Annotated in this window: 18 protein-coding genes; 6 read left to right on the top strand and 12 right to left on the bottom strand. The window is 63.7% G+C overall.

All coding sequences use genetic code 11. The features are described from left to right. Positions 1-10 precede the first annotated feature (10 nt). The 10 genes from fliG to AC5RWT_RS27060 form a co-directional block, all read right to left on the bottom strand. Positions 11-1,030 (bottom strand): flagellar motor switch protein FliG, encoded by a 1,020-nt coding sequence (gene fliG / locus AC5RWT_RS27105; RefSeq protein WP_494082893.1) that lies wholly within the window; start codon positions 1,028-1,030, stop codon positions 11-13. Beyond that, complete coding sequence (gene fliF / locus AC5RWT_RS27100) at positions 1,027-2,661, bottom strand: flagellar basal-body MS-ring/collar protein FliF (protein WP_494082892.1); 1,635 nt, start codon at positions 2,659-2,661, stop codon at positions 1,027-1,029. Before fliF ends, fliG begins: the two co-directional genes overlap by 4 nt. Continuing rightward, entirely contained in the window at positions 2,661-2,966 is a 306-nt protein-coding gene (fliE, locus tag AC5RWT_RS27095; RefSeq protein WP_494082891.1) for a flagellar hook-basal body complex protein FliE, read from the bottom strand. Before fliE ends, fliF begins: the two co-directional genes overlap by 1 nt. After that, complete coding sequence (locus tag AC5RWT_RS27090; RefSeq protein WP_494082890.1) at positions 2,966-3,358, bottom strand: flagellar basal body rod protein FlgC; 393 nt, start codon at positions 3,356-3,358, stop codon at positions 2,966-2,968. The genes fliE and AC5RWT_RS27090 overlap by 1 nt, the downstream gene beginning before the upstream one ends. Further along, on the bottom strand, positions 3,358-3,699 hold the full coding sequence (locus AC5RWT_RS27085) for a flagellar basal body rod protein FlgB (protein WP_493967254.1): 342 nt from the start codon (positions 3,697-3,699) through the stop codon (positions 3,358-3,360). The genes AC5RWT_RS27090 and AC5RWT_RS27085 overlap by 1 nt, the downstream gene beginning before the upstream one ends. A 124-nt stretch (positions 3,700-3,823) precedes the next feature. Then, entirely contained in the window at positions 3,824-4,174 is a 351-nt protein-coding gene (locus tag AC5RWT_RS27080; protein ID WP_494082889.1) for a hypothetical protein, read from the bottom strand. 1 nt (position 4,175) lies between these two features. Continuing rightward, positions 4,176-4,640, bottom strand: coding sequence for a flagellar export chaperone FliS (gene fliS, locus AC5RWT_RS27075; RefSeq protein WP_494082888.1), 465 nt, complete (start codon positions 4,638-4,640; stop codon positions 4,176-4,178). After that, positions 4,619-5,968, bottom strand: coding sequence for a flagellar filament capping protein FliD (fliD, locus tag AC5RWT_RS27070; RefSeq protein ID WP_494082887.1), 1,350 nt, complete (start codon positions 5,966-5,968; stop codon positions 4,619-4,621). Before fliD ends, fliS begins: the two co-directional genes overlap by 22 nt. Positions 5,969-6,090: 122 nt before the next feature. Continuing rightward, positions 6,091-6,978 carry a flagellin N-terminal helical domain-containing protein gene (locus AC5RWT_RS27065; RefSeq protein ID WP_494082886.1) on the bottom strand — a complete coding sequence of 296 codons (888 nt, stop codon included), beginning with the start codon at positions 6,976-6,978 and terminating at the stop codon, positions 6,091-6,093. A gap of 147 nt (positions 6,979-7,125) precedes the next feature. Continuing rightward, positions 7,126-7,938, bottom strand: coding sequence for a sigma-70 family RNA polymerase sigma factor (locus AC5RWT_RS27060; RefSeq protein ID WP_494082895.1), 813 nt, complete (start codon positions 7,936-7,938; stop codon positions 7,126-7,128). 244 nt (positions 7,939-8,182) lie between these two features. Here AC5RWT_RS27060 and AC5RWT_RS27055 point away from each other — a divergent pair, with 244 nt between their 5' ends. Genes AC5RWT_RS27055 through fliW form a run of 4 tightly spaced genes read left to right on the top strand, consistent with a single transcriptional unit; the run spans position 8,183 to position 11,377 of the window. Then, complete coding sequence (locus AC5RWT_RS27055) at positions 8,183-8,668, top strand: flagellar protein FlgN (protein WP_494082885.1); 486 nt, start codon at positions 8,183-8,185, stop codon at positions 8,666-8,668. Between the two features lie 10 nt (positions 8,669-8,678). After that, positions 8,679-10,079 carry a flagellar hook-associated protein FlgK gene (gene flgK, locus AC5RWT_RS27050; protein WP_494082884.1) on the top strand — a complete coding sequence of 467 codons (1,401 nt, stop codon included), beginning with the start codon at positions 8,679-8,681 and terminating at the stop codon, positions 10,077-10,079. A 3-nt stretch (positions 10,080-10,082) separates the two neighbouring features. After that, the gene (flgL, locus tag AC5RWT_RS27045) at positions 10,083-10,997 is read left to right on the top strand and encodes a flagellar hook-associated protein FlgL (RefSeq protein WP_494082883.1); all 915 of its coding nucleotides are present in this window, start codon (positions 10,083-10,085) and stop codon (positions 10,995-10,997) included. Further along, positions 10,994-11,377 (top strand): flagellar assembly protein FliW, encoded by a 384-nt coding sequence (fliW, locus tag AC5RWT_RS27040; RefSeq protein WP_494082882.1) that lies wholly within the window; start codon positions 10,994-10,996, stop codon positions 11,375-11,377. Before flgL ends, fliW begins: the two co-directional genes overlap by 4 nt. Before the next feature lie 244 nt (positions 11,378-11,621). Here the strand turns inward: fliW and AC5RWT_RS27035 are convergent, their stop codons facing one another. Then, positions 11,622-12,554 (bottom strand): tRNA pseudouridine synthase A, encoded by a 933-nt coding sequence (locus AC5RWT_RS27035; RefSeq protein WP_494082881.1) that lies wholly within the window; start codon positions 12,552-12,554, stop codon positions 11,622-11,624. 174 nt (positions 12,555-12,728) lie between these two features. On the opposite strand from AC5RWT_RS27035, the gene AC5RWT_RS27030 reads away from it, so the two are divergent. Next, positions 12,729-13,322, top strand: a complete 594-nt coding sequence (locus AC5RWT_RS27030) for a DUF2243 domain-containing protein (protein WP_494082880.1) — start codon at positions 12,729-12,731, stop codon at positions 13,320-13,322. Then, positions 13,322-14,134, top strand: a complete 813-nt coding sequence (locus AC5RWT_RS27025) for a cytochrome c oxidase assembly protein (protein ID WP_494082894.1) — start codon at positions 13,322-13,324, stop codon at positions 14,132-14,134. The genes AC5RWT_RS27030 and AC5RWT_RS27025 overlap by 1 nt, the downstream gene beginning before the upstream one ends. A gap of 72 nt (positions 14,135-14,206) precedes the next feature. On the opposite strand, the gene rplQ is transcribed toward AC5RWT_RS27025, so the two are convergent. Further along, positions 14,207-14,770, bottom strand: coding sequence for a 50S ribosomal protein L17 (rplQ, locus tag AC5RWT_RS27020; protein ID WP_494082879.1), 564 nt, complete (start codon positions 14,768-14,770; stop codon positions 14,207-14,209). Between the last annotated feature and the right edge of the window lie 17 nt (positions 14,771-14,787).

Genomic DNA, 14,787 nt, shown 5'->3' with positions numbered 1-14,787 from the left:
GAATGCAGCCTCAGTAGACATATTCGTCTTCCTCCGCAGCGCGCTGGACCGTGATGATGCCGCTGGCCTCGAGTTCGCGGATGGAACGGACAATGTCCGCACGTGCCTCTTCGATCTGCGACATCCGCAGCGGACCGGTGGCGTTGATCTCGTCGTCGAGAATGTCGCGGTTGCGTTCGGAAACGTTCTTGCGGATGAGCTCGGTGACGGGCTCGCTGGCACCCTTCATGGCCACGGCCAGCACTGCAATCTCGATGCCGCGCAGCACCTGCTGGACGTCGCGCGGTTCCAGCTTGGTGATGTCTTCGAAGGTGAGCATGCGGGAGCGGACTTCCTCGGCCAGTTCCGGATCGCGTTCCTCGAGCGCTTCCAGCAGTGCACGTTCGGTGGCAACATCAGCGCGGTTGATGATGTCGACCAGCGGCCCAACGCCGCCCACCACCTCAGCTTGTTGGCGGGGCACGACGGCGCCGGCCCTCACCTTGAGCGTGTCCGCGACGATGGTGACGGCCTCAGGAGTGGCCGTGCCCATGGTGGCGATGCACTGCGCAACCTCCGGCCGCAGCGGCTCGTCCAGTCCTGAGATCACCGCTGATGCCTGTTCCGGGCGCATGTGCGCCAGCACCAGGGCGATGGTCTGCGGGATCTCGCCGCTGAGCAGCGTGATCAGCTGGCTCGGGTCGGCGTCGTCCATGAACTCGAACGGTTTGCCGGCCATCGAGGTGGCGAGCCGGTCCAATACGCCGGCGGCCTTCTCCGCGCCGAACGAGGCGGCCAGCAACCCCGCGGCGAACTCCTTGCCGCCGCGCGGTCGGCGACGGCCCTTGACCGTCATGTCGTGGAATTCCTTGAAGGCTTCCTCGGCGACCTCGGGATCCACCCGGCCCATGCTGACCAGTTCGGCCGTGATCAGTTCCGCCTCGGCCTCGCTGAATCGCTTCATGACTTCGGCCGCCCGGGCCTGTTCCATCTGCATCAGCACCACGGCCACCTTTTGGGTGCCCGTCAGGGTGGTCACTAACTCACTCATACTTTCTGCTTGTCATCCATCAGGGACCGCAGGAAGTCGGCGGTCTTGTCCGGTTCCTGGGCGGCCAGGGCATCGATTTCCGCCCGCTTGCGGTTCATTTCCTTCTGCTCGTCGGACAGCTCCGGCGGGCCGGAAATTTCCAGCGCGGTGGTGGACGGACCGGTGACCACGGGAATCGGCTCCGGCACGATGATGGGCTTGGCGGGCAGCTGCAGTTCCTGCGGAGCTTCGATTTCGGGCTGGAAGTCCTGCAGCTCGCCCAGGTCCACCGGTTCGCGGTTCTGGCGGCGGGACCAGCGGGCGTAGATCAGCAGGGCAATGATCACCAGCAGGACGATGCCGGCAGTGATCACGGCGGTGCGGATCAGTTCGGCCTGACGCGCGGCTTCTTCGGCGGCCTGCGCCGCGGCCAGTGCCTCCGCGGCCTCCTGGGCGCCGGCGGTGTTGAACGGCACCAGTTCCACCGTGACCTGGTCACCGCGGTCGGCGTTGATGCCGGCGGCGGTGGTGACCAGACCTTCTATGTTGGCCAGGTTCAGCGCGCCGGCGGCGTCTGCGTCCAGTGCCACGGACACGGTCTGGCGGTTGATCGCGCCGGCCGGGATCGCACGGGTTTCGGTCACCTTGTTCAGCGCGTTGTTCTTGGTCTCGGACTCCGAGGTGAAGGTCCCGTCGCCGGCCGCGTTGCCGGGCACGGCGATGTTGTCGGGTCCCAGGACGCCGGCTGCTCCCCCGCCGTTCCCCTCGTACTCTTCGGTCTGCGTGGACTCGTTCAGGGCCGGGGCGCCGTCCGGCGTCGTGAACGTCTCTTCAACCCGCTCGGCCGACTCGTAGTTCATGTCCGCGGCAACCACCACGGAGGAATTGCCGGGACCGACCACGCGGTCCAGCATGGTCTGCACCGAGGCGCGCACGCGCTCCTCGTAGTCGGAGGCCTGCTTGTCTGCGGAGCCGGTGGCGCCCACGCCTACGGCGGAGAGCACGGTGCCGGCGGCATCGATCACGGCCACGTTCTCCGGTTTCATCCCGTCGATCGAGGCGGACGTTAGGTGGACAATGGCCTGGACCTGGTCGGCAGACAGCGTGGTCTTCTCGGTGTCAATGAACACGGACGCGGTGGCCTCGCCCTTTTCGGAGACGAAGACCGTTTCCTCCGGGATGGCCAGCCGCACGGACGCGGTCTTGACGCCGTCGAGAGCCTCAATGGTGTTTGCCAGCTCCCCTTCAAGCGCGCGCTTGTAGGTCACGGACTGCTGGAACTCCGAGGAGGTCACGCCCATGTCATCCAGCAGCGAGTAGCCGCCGGTGGAGGAGCTCGGCAGGCCGGCCGCGGCGGCCTTGAGCCGCTGGTCGTACACGTTGTCCTCGGGCACCAGGATGGTCCCGCCGCCGTTGGTCAGCTCGTACGGTACGCCGTCGGTGCGCAGTTGCTCAACGATGGTGTTGGCATCTGCCGCGGCGAGCCCGGAGAACAGCGGGGTGTAGGAGGGCTTGGACGCCCACGTCGTCAGCGCGGCAATTCCCAGCACGACGACGGCGATGCCGATGATCGCGATGGTGCGCTGGGCGACGGTGAACTCGCTGATGGTCTTGCCCAGTCGCGAGAACCAGGAGGAAACTCTGCCGGGCATCAGGCCTGCATTCTCATGATCTCGTTGAAGGCGTCAACGCCCTTGTTGCGGACTGCTGCCACCAGTTCCAGCGTCACAGCGGCGCGGGTGGAGGCCAGGGTGGCGTTGTGGATGTCGTTCAGGTCGCCGGTCACGGCCTGGATGGCCAGTTCGTTGGACGTCGACTGCAGCTGCTGCAGGTTATCGATGGCGCCGGTGAGCGAGGTGGCGAAGCCAACGCCGTTGGTGGACTGCGGAGCTTCGGCAGCCGGCAGGTAGCCGGTGCCGGCTACGCCCTGGATCGGCGGAATGGAAGACAGCGGCATCAGTTGCGTCCGATCTGGAGGGCGGCCTCGTAGGTCGTCTTGGCCCGGTCCACCACGGCGGCGTTCGCCTGGTAGCCGCGCTGGGCCAGGATCAGGTTGCCCATTTGCTGGGACAGGTCGATGTCCGGATAGCGGACGTAGCCGTTCTCGTCCGCCAGCGGGTGGTTGGGTTCATGGATCATACGGCCTTCGGCATCGCCGAATTCCGCTCCGGCCACGTACACACCGGAGACGCCCTGGCCTTCCTGGGCAATCACGTAGCGGGCCTGGAAAGCGGCTCCGTCGGTGCTGGTGGCGTTGTTGGCGTTGGCCAGGTTGTCGGAGACGGCGTCCAGCCACTTGCGGTGGACGGTCAGGCCGGTCCCGGCGATTCCAATGGCGTCGAAAGTCATCAGTTGGTCCTCATCGCCGTGCGAACGCCGCTGAAAGGACTTTCCGCGGCACGGGCTGCAAACTGGTAGCGCAGCACTGTTTCAATGTTGGAGAGTGTCTCGGTGTCCAGGTTGACGTTGCTGCCGTCCAGCCGTGTGGGCTCCAGCGAGCGTTCCATCGTGGCACTGGCGCTGCCGTTGCCGCGGGCCACCGATTTGGCCAGGGCATCCTCGAATTGGACGCGCTGGGCGTGGTAGCCGGGGGTGTTGACGTTCGCGATGTTGTTGGCGATGGCACGCTGGCGCATGGCAAGGCCGTCCAGGGCGCTCTGCATGGCAGCCCCCGTCACAGATTCGAACACAGCAAAGACCCGTCTTACTACTGGCATTGGGCGGCCGATCCATGGCCTGTTCTGTGAGCGATCCGTGCTCACTATCCAGTTATCGGCAGCCAGACGGAGGTCGTTAGGTAAATCCTGAGATTGGTTAACCGTTTACGTCGAGGTACACGGAATGGCCCGAAGAACCGGGGGTCGGGACGGCATCCAAGAGCGCGGATTCCTGGCGGTTTTTCCGCATCTCGGCGCGCACGTCGCGGATTACTTCCTGCTGCGCAGCCGCCAGTTGTGTGGCCCGCTCCACCAGCTCGTCCGGGATTGGTCCCAGCCCCTGCGGGGCCTTCCATTGCGCGACGGCGGTGCGCCGGGTTTCGTCGGCCGGCCCGTCCTCAGGAGCTCCGCTCCCGGCACCGGCCTCAGCGGCTTCGGCGAGAGCACCTTCCAGTTCGTCCAGCACGGCGATCCAGCGCCGCAAGCCTGCCGTTTCGCTCTCCGGCATGTCAGGCGATGCCAAGTTCCCCGCCCTGACCGGCACCACGTGCAGGCTGCGCCGGGAGCTGCTCGGCGGCTTCATGCCATGCCTCGCGCAGCGGTTCCAGCAACTCGATGCACTCACGGGTCCGCGCGGCATCACGGTGGATGTTAGCGTTCATCATCGCGTTCAGCGTGTACGTGTAGAGCGCCCTCAGGCCCTCTCCCCCGTCCCACACATCGGTCTTGAGCGAGGACATCAGCTCGGACACAATGGCCTGCGCATGGATCAGGTTCTCGGATGCCACCGACCAGTGCTGGTTCTGCTGTGCGGCCTCTGCCCGGTTCAGGTCCAGCAGCAGCCGGTCATACAGCATAGTTAGCAGCCGGGCGGGGGTGGCCGACATGATGGCGTCACGCTGGAACTGGTTGCGCTTTGCCTGGGCTCCGAAGCCCGGTCCGTACGTCAGTGTCATTTCTTCGTGCTCCCCCATGAGGGCAGCGTGGCCAGCTGGGAATTGAGCCAGTCCCCCTGCGACTGCAGGCCGTTCAGCGTGACTTCAAGTTGGGCCCAGGTGCGTTCCAGCGTGGAACGGCGTGATGCCAGCCGGGTGTCCCAGCCGGCTACCTGGTCGTTAAGCGTCCTCACCAGGGATTCCTGGCCTTGAATCCGTTTGGTGATTGCACCGTCGTACTTATCCGACGCTTCCTTGGCGGCAGTCTCGACGCGGCCGGCCATCGTCTGAACGACTTTCTCCGCCCAGGCGGAGTCTTCCTTCAGCGACTTGCCGAATTTCTCGGCATCAAACTCAATCGAGCCGTCCTTGGTGATGCTGATGCCGATTTCCGACGGCGACCGGCCATCGATGGGACTGATCGCGGCGGTCATCATCCGTTGACTGATGTCACGGACGCTGGAGTCCCCAGTGAAAATTCCACCCTTGGTCGTCGTTGACCCCGTGGACGTGGAGACGTTAACCGATGAGTTCTTAGAGATAAAGGAGAAGAGACCAGTCAAGCCGTCGACCAGAGCCTTGGCCTTCGCGGTCACGGCTTCACTGTCGCGAGTGACGGTGATGGTTGATTTCTCACCAGGAACAGCGTCAGCACCGATGGTGACACTAACGCCTGGCAGGAGGTCAGTGAGCGTGTTTGTTGAAGAAGAGATAGTCTGCAGGCCACCCCAAATCGACACTTGGGCATCTTGCGCCATTTGGACGTCTGTCGTGGAAAACGACGGATCACCGCCCAGCGTCAAAGCGAATGCACCAGTCGCTCCAGTCTCCTTGGAAGCCACCTGCAGTCGATACTGCGGGTTCGCCGGATCGGTACCCACTGACACCTTGGTTGCGGTGACACCGGCGCCGGACTCGTTCACGGCGGTGACGACCTGGTCCAACGTCATGCCGGTTGTATTGAATTCCTTTTTGACCTGGCCGTCTTTGAGCGCGATGGTGAGCATGGTGGCACTTTCCGGCCAGTCGCTGAGCAGCGACGACACAGAAACCTGTGCCTTGGCCAGTTGAACGACTTCCAGGTCGATAGCGCCGGCGGAAGCTCCTTCGGCCGTGGTCACAGAAACTTTTCCTGAACTGCTTGTGCCTGAGTAGATGTTGAGCGCGTTCGCTTTGCTCGTCTCGGTGGCGGTTTTTCCGAGATCGGCGATTCGCGTGTTCAGCGCCTGAAGAGCGCTCACCAGGGTCTGGGTGCTGGAGACCTTGTTCTTCAGCAGGGACTGCGGACGCGCTTCCAGCTGCATGAGCTGATTAATCATGGTGGCGGTATCCAAACCGCTGACCATGCCGCCAATCGAAAACGCCACGCCAGTTCCTCCTGAAAGAATCCTGTTTAGTAGAGCGATTGCTGACGCCCGGCAGCGAAGAGTGTGAGGTCCAAGTCGTTCGCCTCGCTGCCGGGCCGCATTCAGCCGTTAGCTACTCGGATTTAGCCGAGGAGCTGCAGCACACCCTGGTTGATCTGGTTGGCCTGAGCCAGCATCGCGGTGCCGGCCTGGGACATGATCTGGTTCTTGGTGAACTTGGCCATCTCCGACGCCATGTCGGTGTCGCGGATGCGGGATTCCGAAGCCGAAAGGTTCTCCGAGGAGATATTGATCGACTTAATCGCCGATTCGAAGCGGTTCTGGACGGCACCAAGATCGGAACGCTGTTCGGAGATAGTGGCAATTGCTTCATCGATCTTGGTGATCGTGTTCTTTGCGGCCTGGTGTGCCGTCGTGGTGCTGCCGTCTCCCTCAACGTCGAATACCGAACCATCTCCCGCAGTAGCAGCACCCTTGGCAAGGCTGCCCAAAGCGGTTTTCAGATCCCCGAGTGTCACAGTGATGGTGTCGGCGTCAGTACCGTTGGCTCCGACCTGGAAGCTGAGGGTTCCACCGGCGTTTCCTTCGGCTCCCTTGAGGAGATCGATGCCGTTGAAGTTTGTGGAACCGGCGATACGATCCAGTTCCTCCCCGAGCTGCGTTGCTTCCTTCTTGATGGCCTCGCGGGAAGCGCCGTTGTTGGAGTCATTCGACCCTTGGACAGCCAGGTCACGCATGCGCTGCAGGATGGAGTGGACCTCGGTGAGCGCACCTTCAGCGGTCTGGATGACAGAGATGCCGTCCTGGGCGTTACGGGCGGCAACGTTCAGGCCGTTGACCTGCGACCGCAGGCCCTCGGAGATGGACAGGCCGGCTGCGTCATCGGCAGCGCGGTTGATGCGCAGGCCGGTGGACAGCTTCTCCAGCGACTTGGAAATGTCGTTCTGGGTGTTGGACAGGTTGCGGTACGAGTTCAGGGCCGCAACGTTGGTGTTAATGGCAAAAGCCATGATGAAACTCCTCCATGAGATGGTACAAATACACCGGCCCGTCCATGGGCTGGCACTTGTAGCTATCGGAGGAGTTCGAGGATCCGTTAGGAGAAGTGCAAAGAATTTCTCGCGGTGCCAGTCGACGTCACCGGCGGCTGGAAGGAACTAAGAAACCGCAGCCCTGAGCTGCCGCGCTGCGAAGCGGGTAATCCCGCCAACTGTTTGATCCCCGAGGGCGGTCAGGTACGCCTTCCGGCGGGAGGGAGCAATCCGGGACTCGGGCACATAGGAGGCACCGCCGTCGTCGGAATAGTGGGTGTGCAGGCCGTCCCGAAGCAGGCGGATGGCCTCGGACCGCTGCTGGGAAACAGCAGAATGGGTGGCGCCGACTTCTTCTGCGATTTCCTTCACGGAGCGGTCCTCGAAGTAGATCTGCTCCACGATGTAGCGCATCTTTGGGGGCAGGTTATGCACTGCGGCCTTGAGGAAAGCGAGGCGTTCCTCTGTGAGCAGCGAGCCTTCGGGCGATGCCGTTTCGGAGACCAGGAATTCGGCCGTGGTGTCATCGAGCGCCGAGACCGTTCTTGAGGCGTCATCCATTGCTGCCTCGGCAGTCTCGCGATCAACGCCAAGAGCGGCGGCGATCTCGTCAACACTGGGGTAGCGGCCAAGTTCCGCCGTCAGGGTTTCGCGCACGGAGAGCGTCTCCTTGATTCGCTTGCGCACGGACCGGGGGGCCCAATCGATGGCTCGCATTTCATCGGCGAACGCGCCGATGATGCGGCGGCGGGCAAAAGCCCCGAAAGGGACGCCGAGATCCGGGTTAAAAGCATCGGCAGCGGTGATGAGGGCAACGGAACCGGCAGAGGCCAGGTCGTCGCGGGAAAGGTGGGTGGCTTTGGCACATACTTCGGAGACGAGGTATCCGACGAGCGGAAGGTTTTCGACCACCAGTGCATTACGGTCAGCACGATCCACTGACATGTCCCCCTCCGTGCCCAGAATTACGTAGACGCATCATTCCCACTACCGAGGGGTGCGGCCTCGAATGAACGATTCATCTCTTGGTGAAACCTACCATCATTCGCTGCTAACGCAAGGGGTGGTGCTGCCGATAGATAGGAAAGTAGCCATGCCGTTACTTTTTGTTCAATCAGTGGCGGCTTTTCACGCGGACCTTGGGGGTTTGTGTCCGCCGAATCAACCAGGGGAGGTGCCTGACGTGGGAGCCCATGAACTGTCCGCCATGCTGTGGCACGAACGTGAACTTCTTGAACTATTGGTCTTCAAGCTCGAAGAAGAGCAACTGCTCCTGACGGCCGGCAAGTCCCGCTGGCTGCAGCACGCCACCCGCGAGGTGGAACAGGTGCTGGAACGGCTGCGCGACGCCGGACTGGCTCGCACGGTCGAGGTGGCCGCGCTGGCCAGAGAGTGGGGCACGCCGGAAGGGGCCACGCTGCGCGAGCTGACCGAGCAGGCTCCGATGGGGCCTTGGGGCGAGATCTTCAATGGTCATCTACAGGCCCTGACCCAGCTGACCCTGCAGATCCGCGAGCTGCGCGACCTAAACGAGAAGTTCCTGCGCGCGGCCGCACGCTCCACCCAGGAGACGCTGGCCAATCTGAATCCCGACGCCGGGACCTACGACTCCCACGGAACGGCGGGACTCTCGGGCAACCGTTCCCAGCTGTTCGACACAACGATCTGAGGTTTTCGCAGTGAGTACCTTCAGCGGCCTGAACACCGCGTACACCGGCCTGGTGGCCGCCCGCCAGGGTTTGAACGTGGTGGGCCAGAATATCGCCAACGCCAATACCGAGGGCTACACCCGGCAGCGGGTCAGTACGTCGTCGATCGGGGCACTCGACCGCACCGGCTTGCTCACCGGGGGCGTGCAGATCGGCCAGGGTGTTTCGGTGGACGCGATTGCGCGGCTGGGCGACATGCACTTGGATACCCGCGTCCGGTTCTCGGCCGGCGTCGCTGGGTACTCCGCAGTACGCGCCAATACGATGTCTGGTCTCGAAGCGTCGTTGCGCGAGCCGGGCAAGTACGGCATCTCCACCCAGCTTCAGGAGTTTTGGGCGTCTTGGCAGGCCTTGTCCAACCGTCCGGATGACGCGGCTGCCGGCGGCGTGGTGCTGGAAGAGGCGAACATCCTCGCCAACATGATTAAGCGCGGTTACCAGGAAGTGCGCGAGCAGTTCTCCCGCGTGCGCTCCAATGTGGACACCATGGCTGCAGAGGTCAACGGCACTGCATCGCAAGTAGCTGGCTTGAACGAGAAGATCCGGTTCGCAGTCGCCAACGGCGGCTCTGCCAACGAGCTGATGGATCATCGCAACCTGCTGACGGAGCGCCTGGCGGCCCTCACCGGAGCAACGGTTCGCCAAGGTAGCGACGGGCAGGTGGATGTTCTGATTGGCGGCAACGCGTTAGTTACTCGTTCTAGTGCCCACCGCGTGAAGGTCGAAGGCGACACGGCCATCACAGGCGGCGCCGTCCAGCTCAAATGGGAAACACGTGATGCCCCTATGGTCCTCGAAGGGGGCGAGCTCGCCGGTGCGCTTTCGGTCCTAGGCAGCAGCCCGACCGAAGGTCCGCTGCGCCAGGCTGCAGAAAGCTATAACGCGCTAGCGAACAAGCTATTCGAGACCGTTAACGGTCTTTATGCGGGCACTGCCAAGCCCGGAGATCCAGTCCTTGTTTTTTTTGGTAAAGATGCCGCTCTTCCGGCTGCGCTAGGTCTGAAGGTCGCGATTACAGACATCAAAGACCTCAGGGCAGGCAACCCTGACAAGGGCGCTTTAGACGGTTCTATTGCCGATCTGATCTCCCAACAGGGTCTCGGCGCCGGCTCCCCTGACCGGATGTGGGAGAGCACCGTCACCCAGATTGGTGTAGCGGCGAAGACAGCACTGCAGCAGGCCAATCTGGCAAACATTGCTTCCCAATCGGCCAAGACTTTGCAGCTGTCGAACGCCTCCGTGGACCTCGACGAGGAAAACGTAAACCTGCTGTCGTACCAGCACGCGTATCAAGGTGCGGCCCGAGTCATGACGGCAATTGATGAAATGCTCGACACGTTGATCAACCGCACCGGATTGGTGGGGAGGTAGCCCATGATTTCACGAGTTACTAACCAGACGATGAGCAGCTTTGCGCAGCGCAACCTGCAGGACAACATGGCGCGCATCGCCAAGCTGCAGGAGTTGGCAGCAGGTGAGTCGCTGATCTCCCGCCCGTCCGACGATCCGACGGGCACAGCGGATTCCATGCGTACTCGTGCCGATATTCGGGCAAACGAACAATATAAGCGCAACATCGACGACGCCAACGGCTGGCTCGCCACAGCCGACTCTGCGTTGGGCACGGTCACTGGTCTGTTGAACAAAGCTCGAGATTTGACGATCCAGGCCTCAAACGGTTCCCTCACCCCAACGGCGCGTGAAGCAATCGCTCTTGAGCTGGAAAGCATCAAGAAGAATCTTCTCGATGTAGCCGAGTCCAAGTACCTAGGCCGTAGCGTCTTCGCGGGAAACTCCGATTCCGGTGCTGTCATTGGGGATCCTGTTCTCGCCCCCACTGCTTTCACATTTGGGCCCGCGGCGGGAAACACTGTCCAACGGCGAATCGGCGCCGAACTGGCTGTACGTGTCGATGTCGATGGTGCGAAGGTTTTCGGTTCAGATGACGATGCCACTGCTCAGTCTGTATTCAAGTTACTGCAGACGATGGCCGACGAGCTTAGGACGCCCGGAGTCGACGTCAGTGCCCGCCTGAACGCCATTGACGCCCGGCTGAACACCGTGATCAACGCGCGTGCCGAGGTCGGAACCCGCCATGCCCAGATCCTGAAAGCCCAGGAGACGAACTTGGACGAAGCAGTTTCTCTTGAAGCCCGCCGCTCCGGAATCGAGGACCCCGATCTCGGCAAAGTTGTCCTGGACCTGAAGATGCAGGAAGTGGCCTATCAGGCCGCCCTGCAGGTCACCGCGCGGGTGCTGCAGCCGACGCTGATGGACTTCCTGCGATGAGCGCCTCGCTGACCTTCGTGACTCCGCCCCCTGGACTGGCTCCGCTGGTGGACTTCACGCTGGACGAGATCACCGGTGCGGCTGGCCTGTACTCCTTGCAGCCGGTGGCGGAGCCTGGGAAGCGCCTGTTCGTGCTCGACGCCGCGACCTACCTGAACCAGTACACCCCTGTGATTTCCGACGACGATCGTGCGGCCCTGGACCTCACCGCCTCCGAGGACGCCATGGTGCTGGTGGTCGCTAATCCGGGTGAATCCGGCACCACCGTGAACCTCATGGCTCCGATCGTCGTCAACGTTCACACCGGCGTCAGCGCCCAGGTCATTTTGGAGGGCCAGGACTGGCCCCTGCGGGCTGAACTGACGCCGAAAGCGGCCTAGCGAGGACGTAACCTCCTGCCCGGCTCGGCCAGCGTTGCGGGTGGCCATGCTCCCCCGGACGCTCCCTTCGCCGGTACCTATCCACCTAGTGGCCGAAGAAGTCAGACATCTAAAACTATTGAGCTGTTGCAGCTGCCATGCAAGAGTTATGCCCAGCACGGTCAAGGGACCTGCTGGGGGGATCCGGGATCACCGGTTGAAAGGCTTCCGGCGGCTCATGGGGGAACCGCCGGAAGCAACAACCTTAGACCTCGTCAGGGTCTGAGCGCTTGGCCCTGGTTTGCTCGGCCCGGCGCAGCAGTTCACCGCCGTCGGGGTACAGCACTTCTTCCAGTACCAGCGGGTGCGGCGGGGCCAGCTTGCTCTTCGAGTCGCGCACCTTCGCCAGCATCCGGTCGCGCAGCCAGTCCGGCGCCTGCTCGCCGCTGCCGACCAGCAGCGAAGCTCCGATCAGGGACCGCACCATGTTGTGGCAGAACGCATCGGCCTGGACAGTGGCAATGACCACGCCGTGGGCGTCGCGCGCAAAGGAAAACTTCTGAAGCTCCCGAATGGTGGTGGCGCCTTCACGCGGCTTGCAGAACGCCAGGAAGTCGCCGATGCCCAGGAGTTTGGCCGCGGCGTCGTTGAGCAGGTCAACATCGATCGCGTGCTTGTACCAAAGCGTTGTGTTGCGGAACAGCGGATCCCACAGCTCTGGCCGGTCCGCGATGCGGTAGCTGTAGCGGCGCCAGAGGGCTGAGAACCGGGCATCGAACCCCGCAGGGGCGATGACCGCGGACCTGACCTCGATGGCCCCGGCAAGGTCCCGGTACGGCACCGGAGCGCCGACGCGGCCGCCGAGAACCTTCGCCAAGAGGCCGCGCAAACGGCGGACCAAAGAATCACCCGGCTCGATTTCGCGGCCGCGGGCCATGCCGTGCCACTCCCCCGGTTCCAGATCGAAGTGCACCACCTGTCCGCGGGCGTGGACGCCGGCGTCGGTGCGCCCGGCAACAGTGAGCCGCACCGGCCGCCGGATCATGGTCGCCAGCGCTTCCTCGAGTGCCCCTTGGACGGTCAGTCTGCCCGGCTGTACTGCCCACCCGCTGAAAGGGCCGCCGTCGTACGCCACATCCATCCGGACGCGCAGAAGAGCGCCGTCCTGGTCGGGGACGGCGGAGGTGTTCAGTTGCATGGATTCCATGCTACCGGGACCCCTGTACGGCACCGGAAGCTGCCGGACGAGCGCACGAGTTGCCGGCAGCAGCAGCTCAGCGGTGCATGGTCCGTCGACGCAGGGAACTGTTCGGTCTATGTTGCTGGGACAGGACCCGTACCGCGTGCGGGCCGGCGGAGGTTGGGAGGAGCGATGGCTGCAGGCACCGGGACCGGGACACCCTTAACACCCACCGATCACAACCGCCGGATCGCCCTGCCCGGGATCTTCCTGGGGGTCGGGCTCGGGGGCTTCGTGGACGGGATCCTGCTGCATCAAATCCTGCAGTGGCACCACATGCTCACCAGTGCCGACACAGCCAACATCGACATCGGTTCCTATCCCGCAACCAGCGTGCACGGTCTAAAGATGAATACCCTGTGGGACGGGCTGTTCCACACGGTGACCTGGCTGTCCGTGCTCATGGGGCTGGGACTGCTGTACTCGCGGGTGACGTCCTCGCGCGGACGGGTGTGGGCGTCGCGAACGCTGTGGGGCTGGATGCTGGTCGGCTGGGGGGTGTTCAACCTTGTGGAAGGAATCATTGACCACCATCTCCTCGCCATCCACCATGTGATCAGCGGCGACTACCAAGCCTTGGCCGACATTCTTTTCCTGGTCTTCGGCGCGCTGCTGGTGGTCGGCGGCTGGCTGCTGCAGCGATCCGGCCGGATGGTCGATCTCACCGGCTCAAGCGGTGCCGGTGCAACGGGGACGACAGGCGGACAGGGCCCGGGCCGGTCGTGATGCGCTTCCACGCTGCCCATGCCCACCAAGCAACAGTGTTCGACGGCGTGCTCCCGCTGGTTCTCGTTTTGGCGGTAACGTGCGCCTACGTTGCCCTGGCCCTGCTGCGAAGCCGGGAGGGCCGAGGCTGGAGCGGCTGGCGCACTGCTTCCTTCCTAGCCGGCGCGCTCATCCTGGCGCTGGGGCTGACGCCGCAGCTGATGCCGTTGCCATCCGGGGGCCTGCCGTCCCATATGGTCCAGCACCTGCTGACTGGCATGTACGCGCCGATCGGCTTGGTGCTCGGCGCGCCGGTGACCTTGCTGCTGCGGTCGATCCCGCCAGGCTACGGCAAACGGCTCGGCAAGGTCCTGCGCTCACGCCCCGTCCATCTGGTGGCCCATCCGGTGACCGCCCTCGTGCTGAACCTCGGCGGGCTGGCGGCCGTGTACTTCACGCCGCTCTACAGCCTCACCACCGACAACCAGATGCTGCACCACGCGGTCCATCTGCACTTCCTGGCTGCCGGCTGCCTCTTCGCCTGGGTGATCGCCGGACCCGACCCGGCGCCGCGCAGGCCCTCGGTACCGGCGCGGCTGATTGTGCTCGGCGTCGCCATTGCCGGCCACGCCGTGTTGTCCCAGCTGTTGTACGCCGGGCTGTTCGTCCAGGTTCCGGCAACGGCCGCCGAGCTGAGGCTTGCCGGTGAGCTGATGTACTACGGCGGGGACATCGCCGAACTGCTGCTCGCCTTTGCGCTGGTCGCAACGTGGCGACCACGCCGCAAGCCCGTGCATCGCTCCCCCACGCCGGGCACCGCCGTCGTGATGTGAGAGTTCCGGGTACGCGAAAAGCCCGCCGCCCCCCGGAGGGAACAGCGGGCTTCAGGCGGTGAAGGTGAAGAACTACTTCTTCTCTTCGGCAGCTTCCTCAGCGGACCCGGCCGACGGAGCAGACTCAGCGGACTCGGGCGAGTCAGCGGAATCACCGGACTGCGCGGACTCGGGCGAGTCAACGGACTCGGCCGAAGCAGACTCTTCCTCGACCGGAGCCGGGGCAGCCTTGGCAGCTGCCTTCTCGGCCTCGTTTACCACGGCCTGCTTCGGCGAAACGGGCTCCAGCACCAGTTCGATGACGGCCATGGGGGCGTTGTCGCCCTTGCGGTTGCCGATCTTGGTGATGCGGGTGTAGCCGCCGTCGCGGTTGCTCATGACCGGCGCGATGTCGGTGAACAGCTCGTGCACGATGCCCTTGTTGCTGATCACGGCCAGCACGCGGCGGCGCGAAGCCAGATCTCCGCGCTTGGCGAAGGTGATCAGGCGCTCGGCGAACGGGCGCAGGCGCTTGGCCTTGGTGACCGTGGTGGTGATCCGCTTGTGCTCGAAGAGCGCGGCGGACAGGTTGGCGAGCATCAGGCGCTCGTGGGCAGGACCGCCTCCGAGGCGCGGACCCTTAGCGGGGGTAGGCATTATGTTTTCTCCTCAAT

The sequence above is a fragment of the Arthrobacter sp. Dra40 genome (assembly GCF_059091905.1).
This window is presented reverse-complemented; position numbering and strand designations above follow the sequence as displayed.

Bases quoted from the DNA above. Each gene is read 5' to 3' on its own strand.
- fliG (WP_494082893.1), bottom strand. From the start codon at position 1,030: ATGAGTGAGTTAGTGACCACCCTGACGGGCACCCAAAAGGTGGCCGTG.
- fliF (WP_494082892.1), bottom strand. From the start codon at position 2,661: ATGCCCGGCAGAGTTTCCTCCTGGTTCTCGCGACTGGGCAAGACCATC.
- fliE (WP_494082891.1), bottom strand. From the start codon at position 2,966: ATGCCGCTGTCTTCCATTCCGCCGATCCAGGGCGTAGCCGGCACCGGC.
- AC5RWT_RS27090 (WP_494082890.1), bottom strand. From the start codon at position 3,358: ATGACTTTCGACGCCATTGGAATCGCCGGGACCGGCCTGACCGTCCAC.
- AC5RWT_RS27080 (WP_494082889.1), bottom strand. From the start codon at position 4,174: ATGCCGGAGAGCGAAACGGCAGGCTTGCGGCGCTGGATCGCCGTGCTG.
- fliS (WP_494082888.1), bottom strand. From the start codon at position 4,640: ATGGGGGAGCACGAAGAAATGACACTGACGTACGGACCGGGCTTCGGA.
- AC5RWT_RS27065 (WP_494082886.1), bottom strand. From the start codon at position 6,978: ATGGCTTTTGCCATTAACACCAACGTTGCGGCCCTGAACTCGTACCGC.
- flgL (WP_494082883.1), top strand. From the start codon at position 10,083: ATGATTTCACGAGTTACTAACCAGACGATGAGCAGCTTTGCGCAGCGC.
- fliW (WP_494082882.1), top strand. From the start codon at position 10,994: ATGAGCGCCTCGCTGACCTTCGTGACTCCGCCCCCTGGACTGGCTCCG.
- AC5RWT_RS27035 (WP_494082881.1), bottom strand. From the start codon at position 12,554: ATGCAACTGAACACCTCCGCCGTCCCCGACCAGGACGGCGCTCTTCTG.
- AC5RWT_RS27030 (WP_494082880.1), top strand. From the start codon at position 12,729: ATGGCTGCAGGCACCGGGACCGGGACACCCTTAACACCCACCGATCAC.
- AC5RWT_RS27025 (WP_494082894.1), top strand. From the start codon at position 13,322: ATGCGCTTCCACGCTGCCCATGCCCACCAAGCAACAGTGTTCGACGGC.
- rplQ (WP_494082879.1), bottom strand. From the start codon at position 14,770: ATGCCTACCCCCGCTAAGGGTCCGCGCCTCGGAGGCGGTCCTGCCCAC.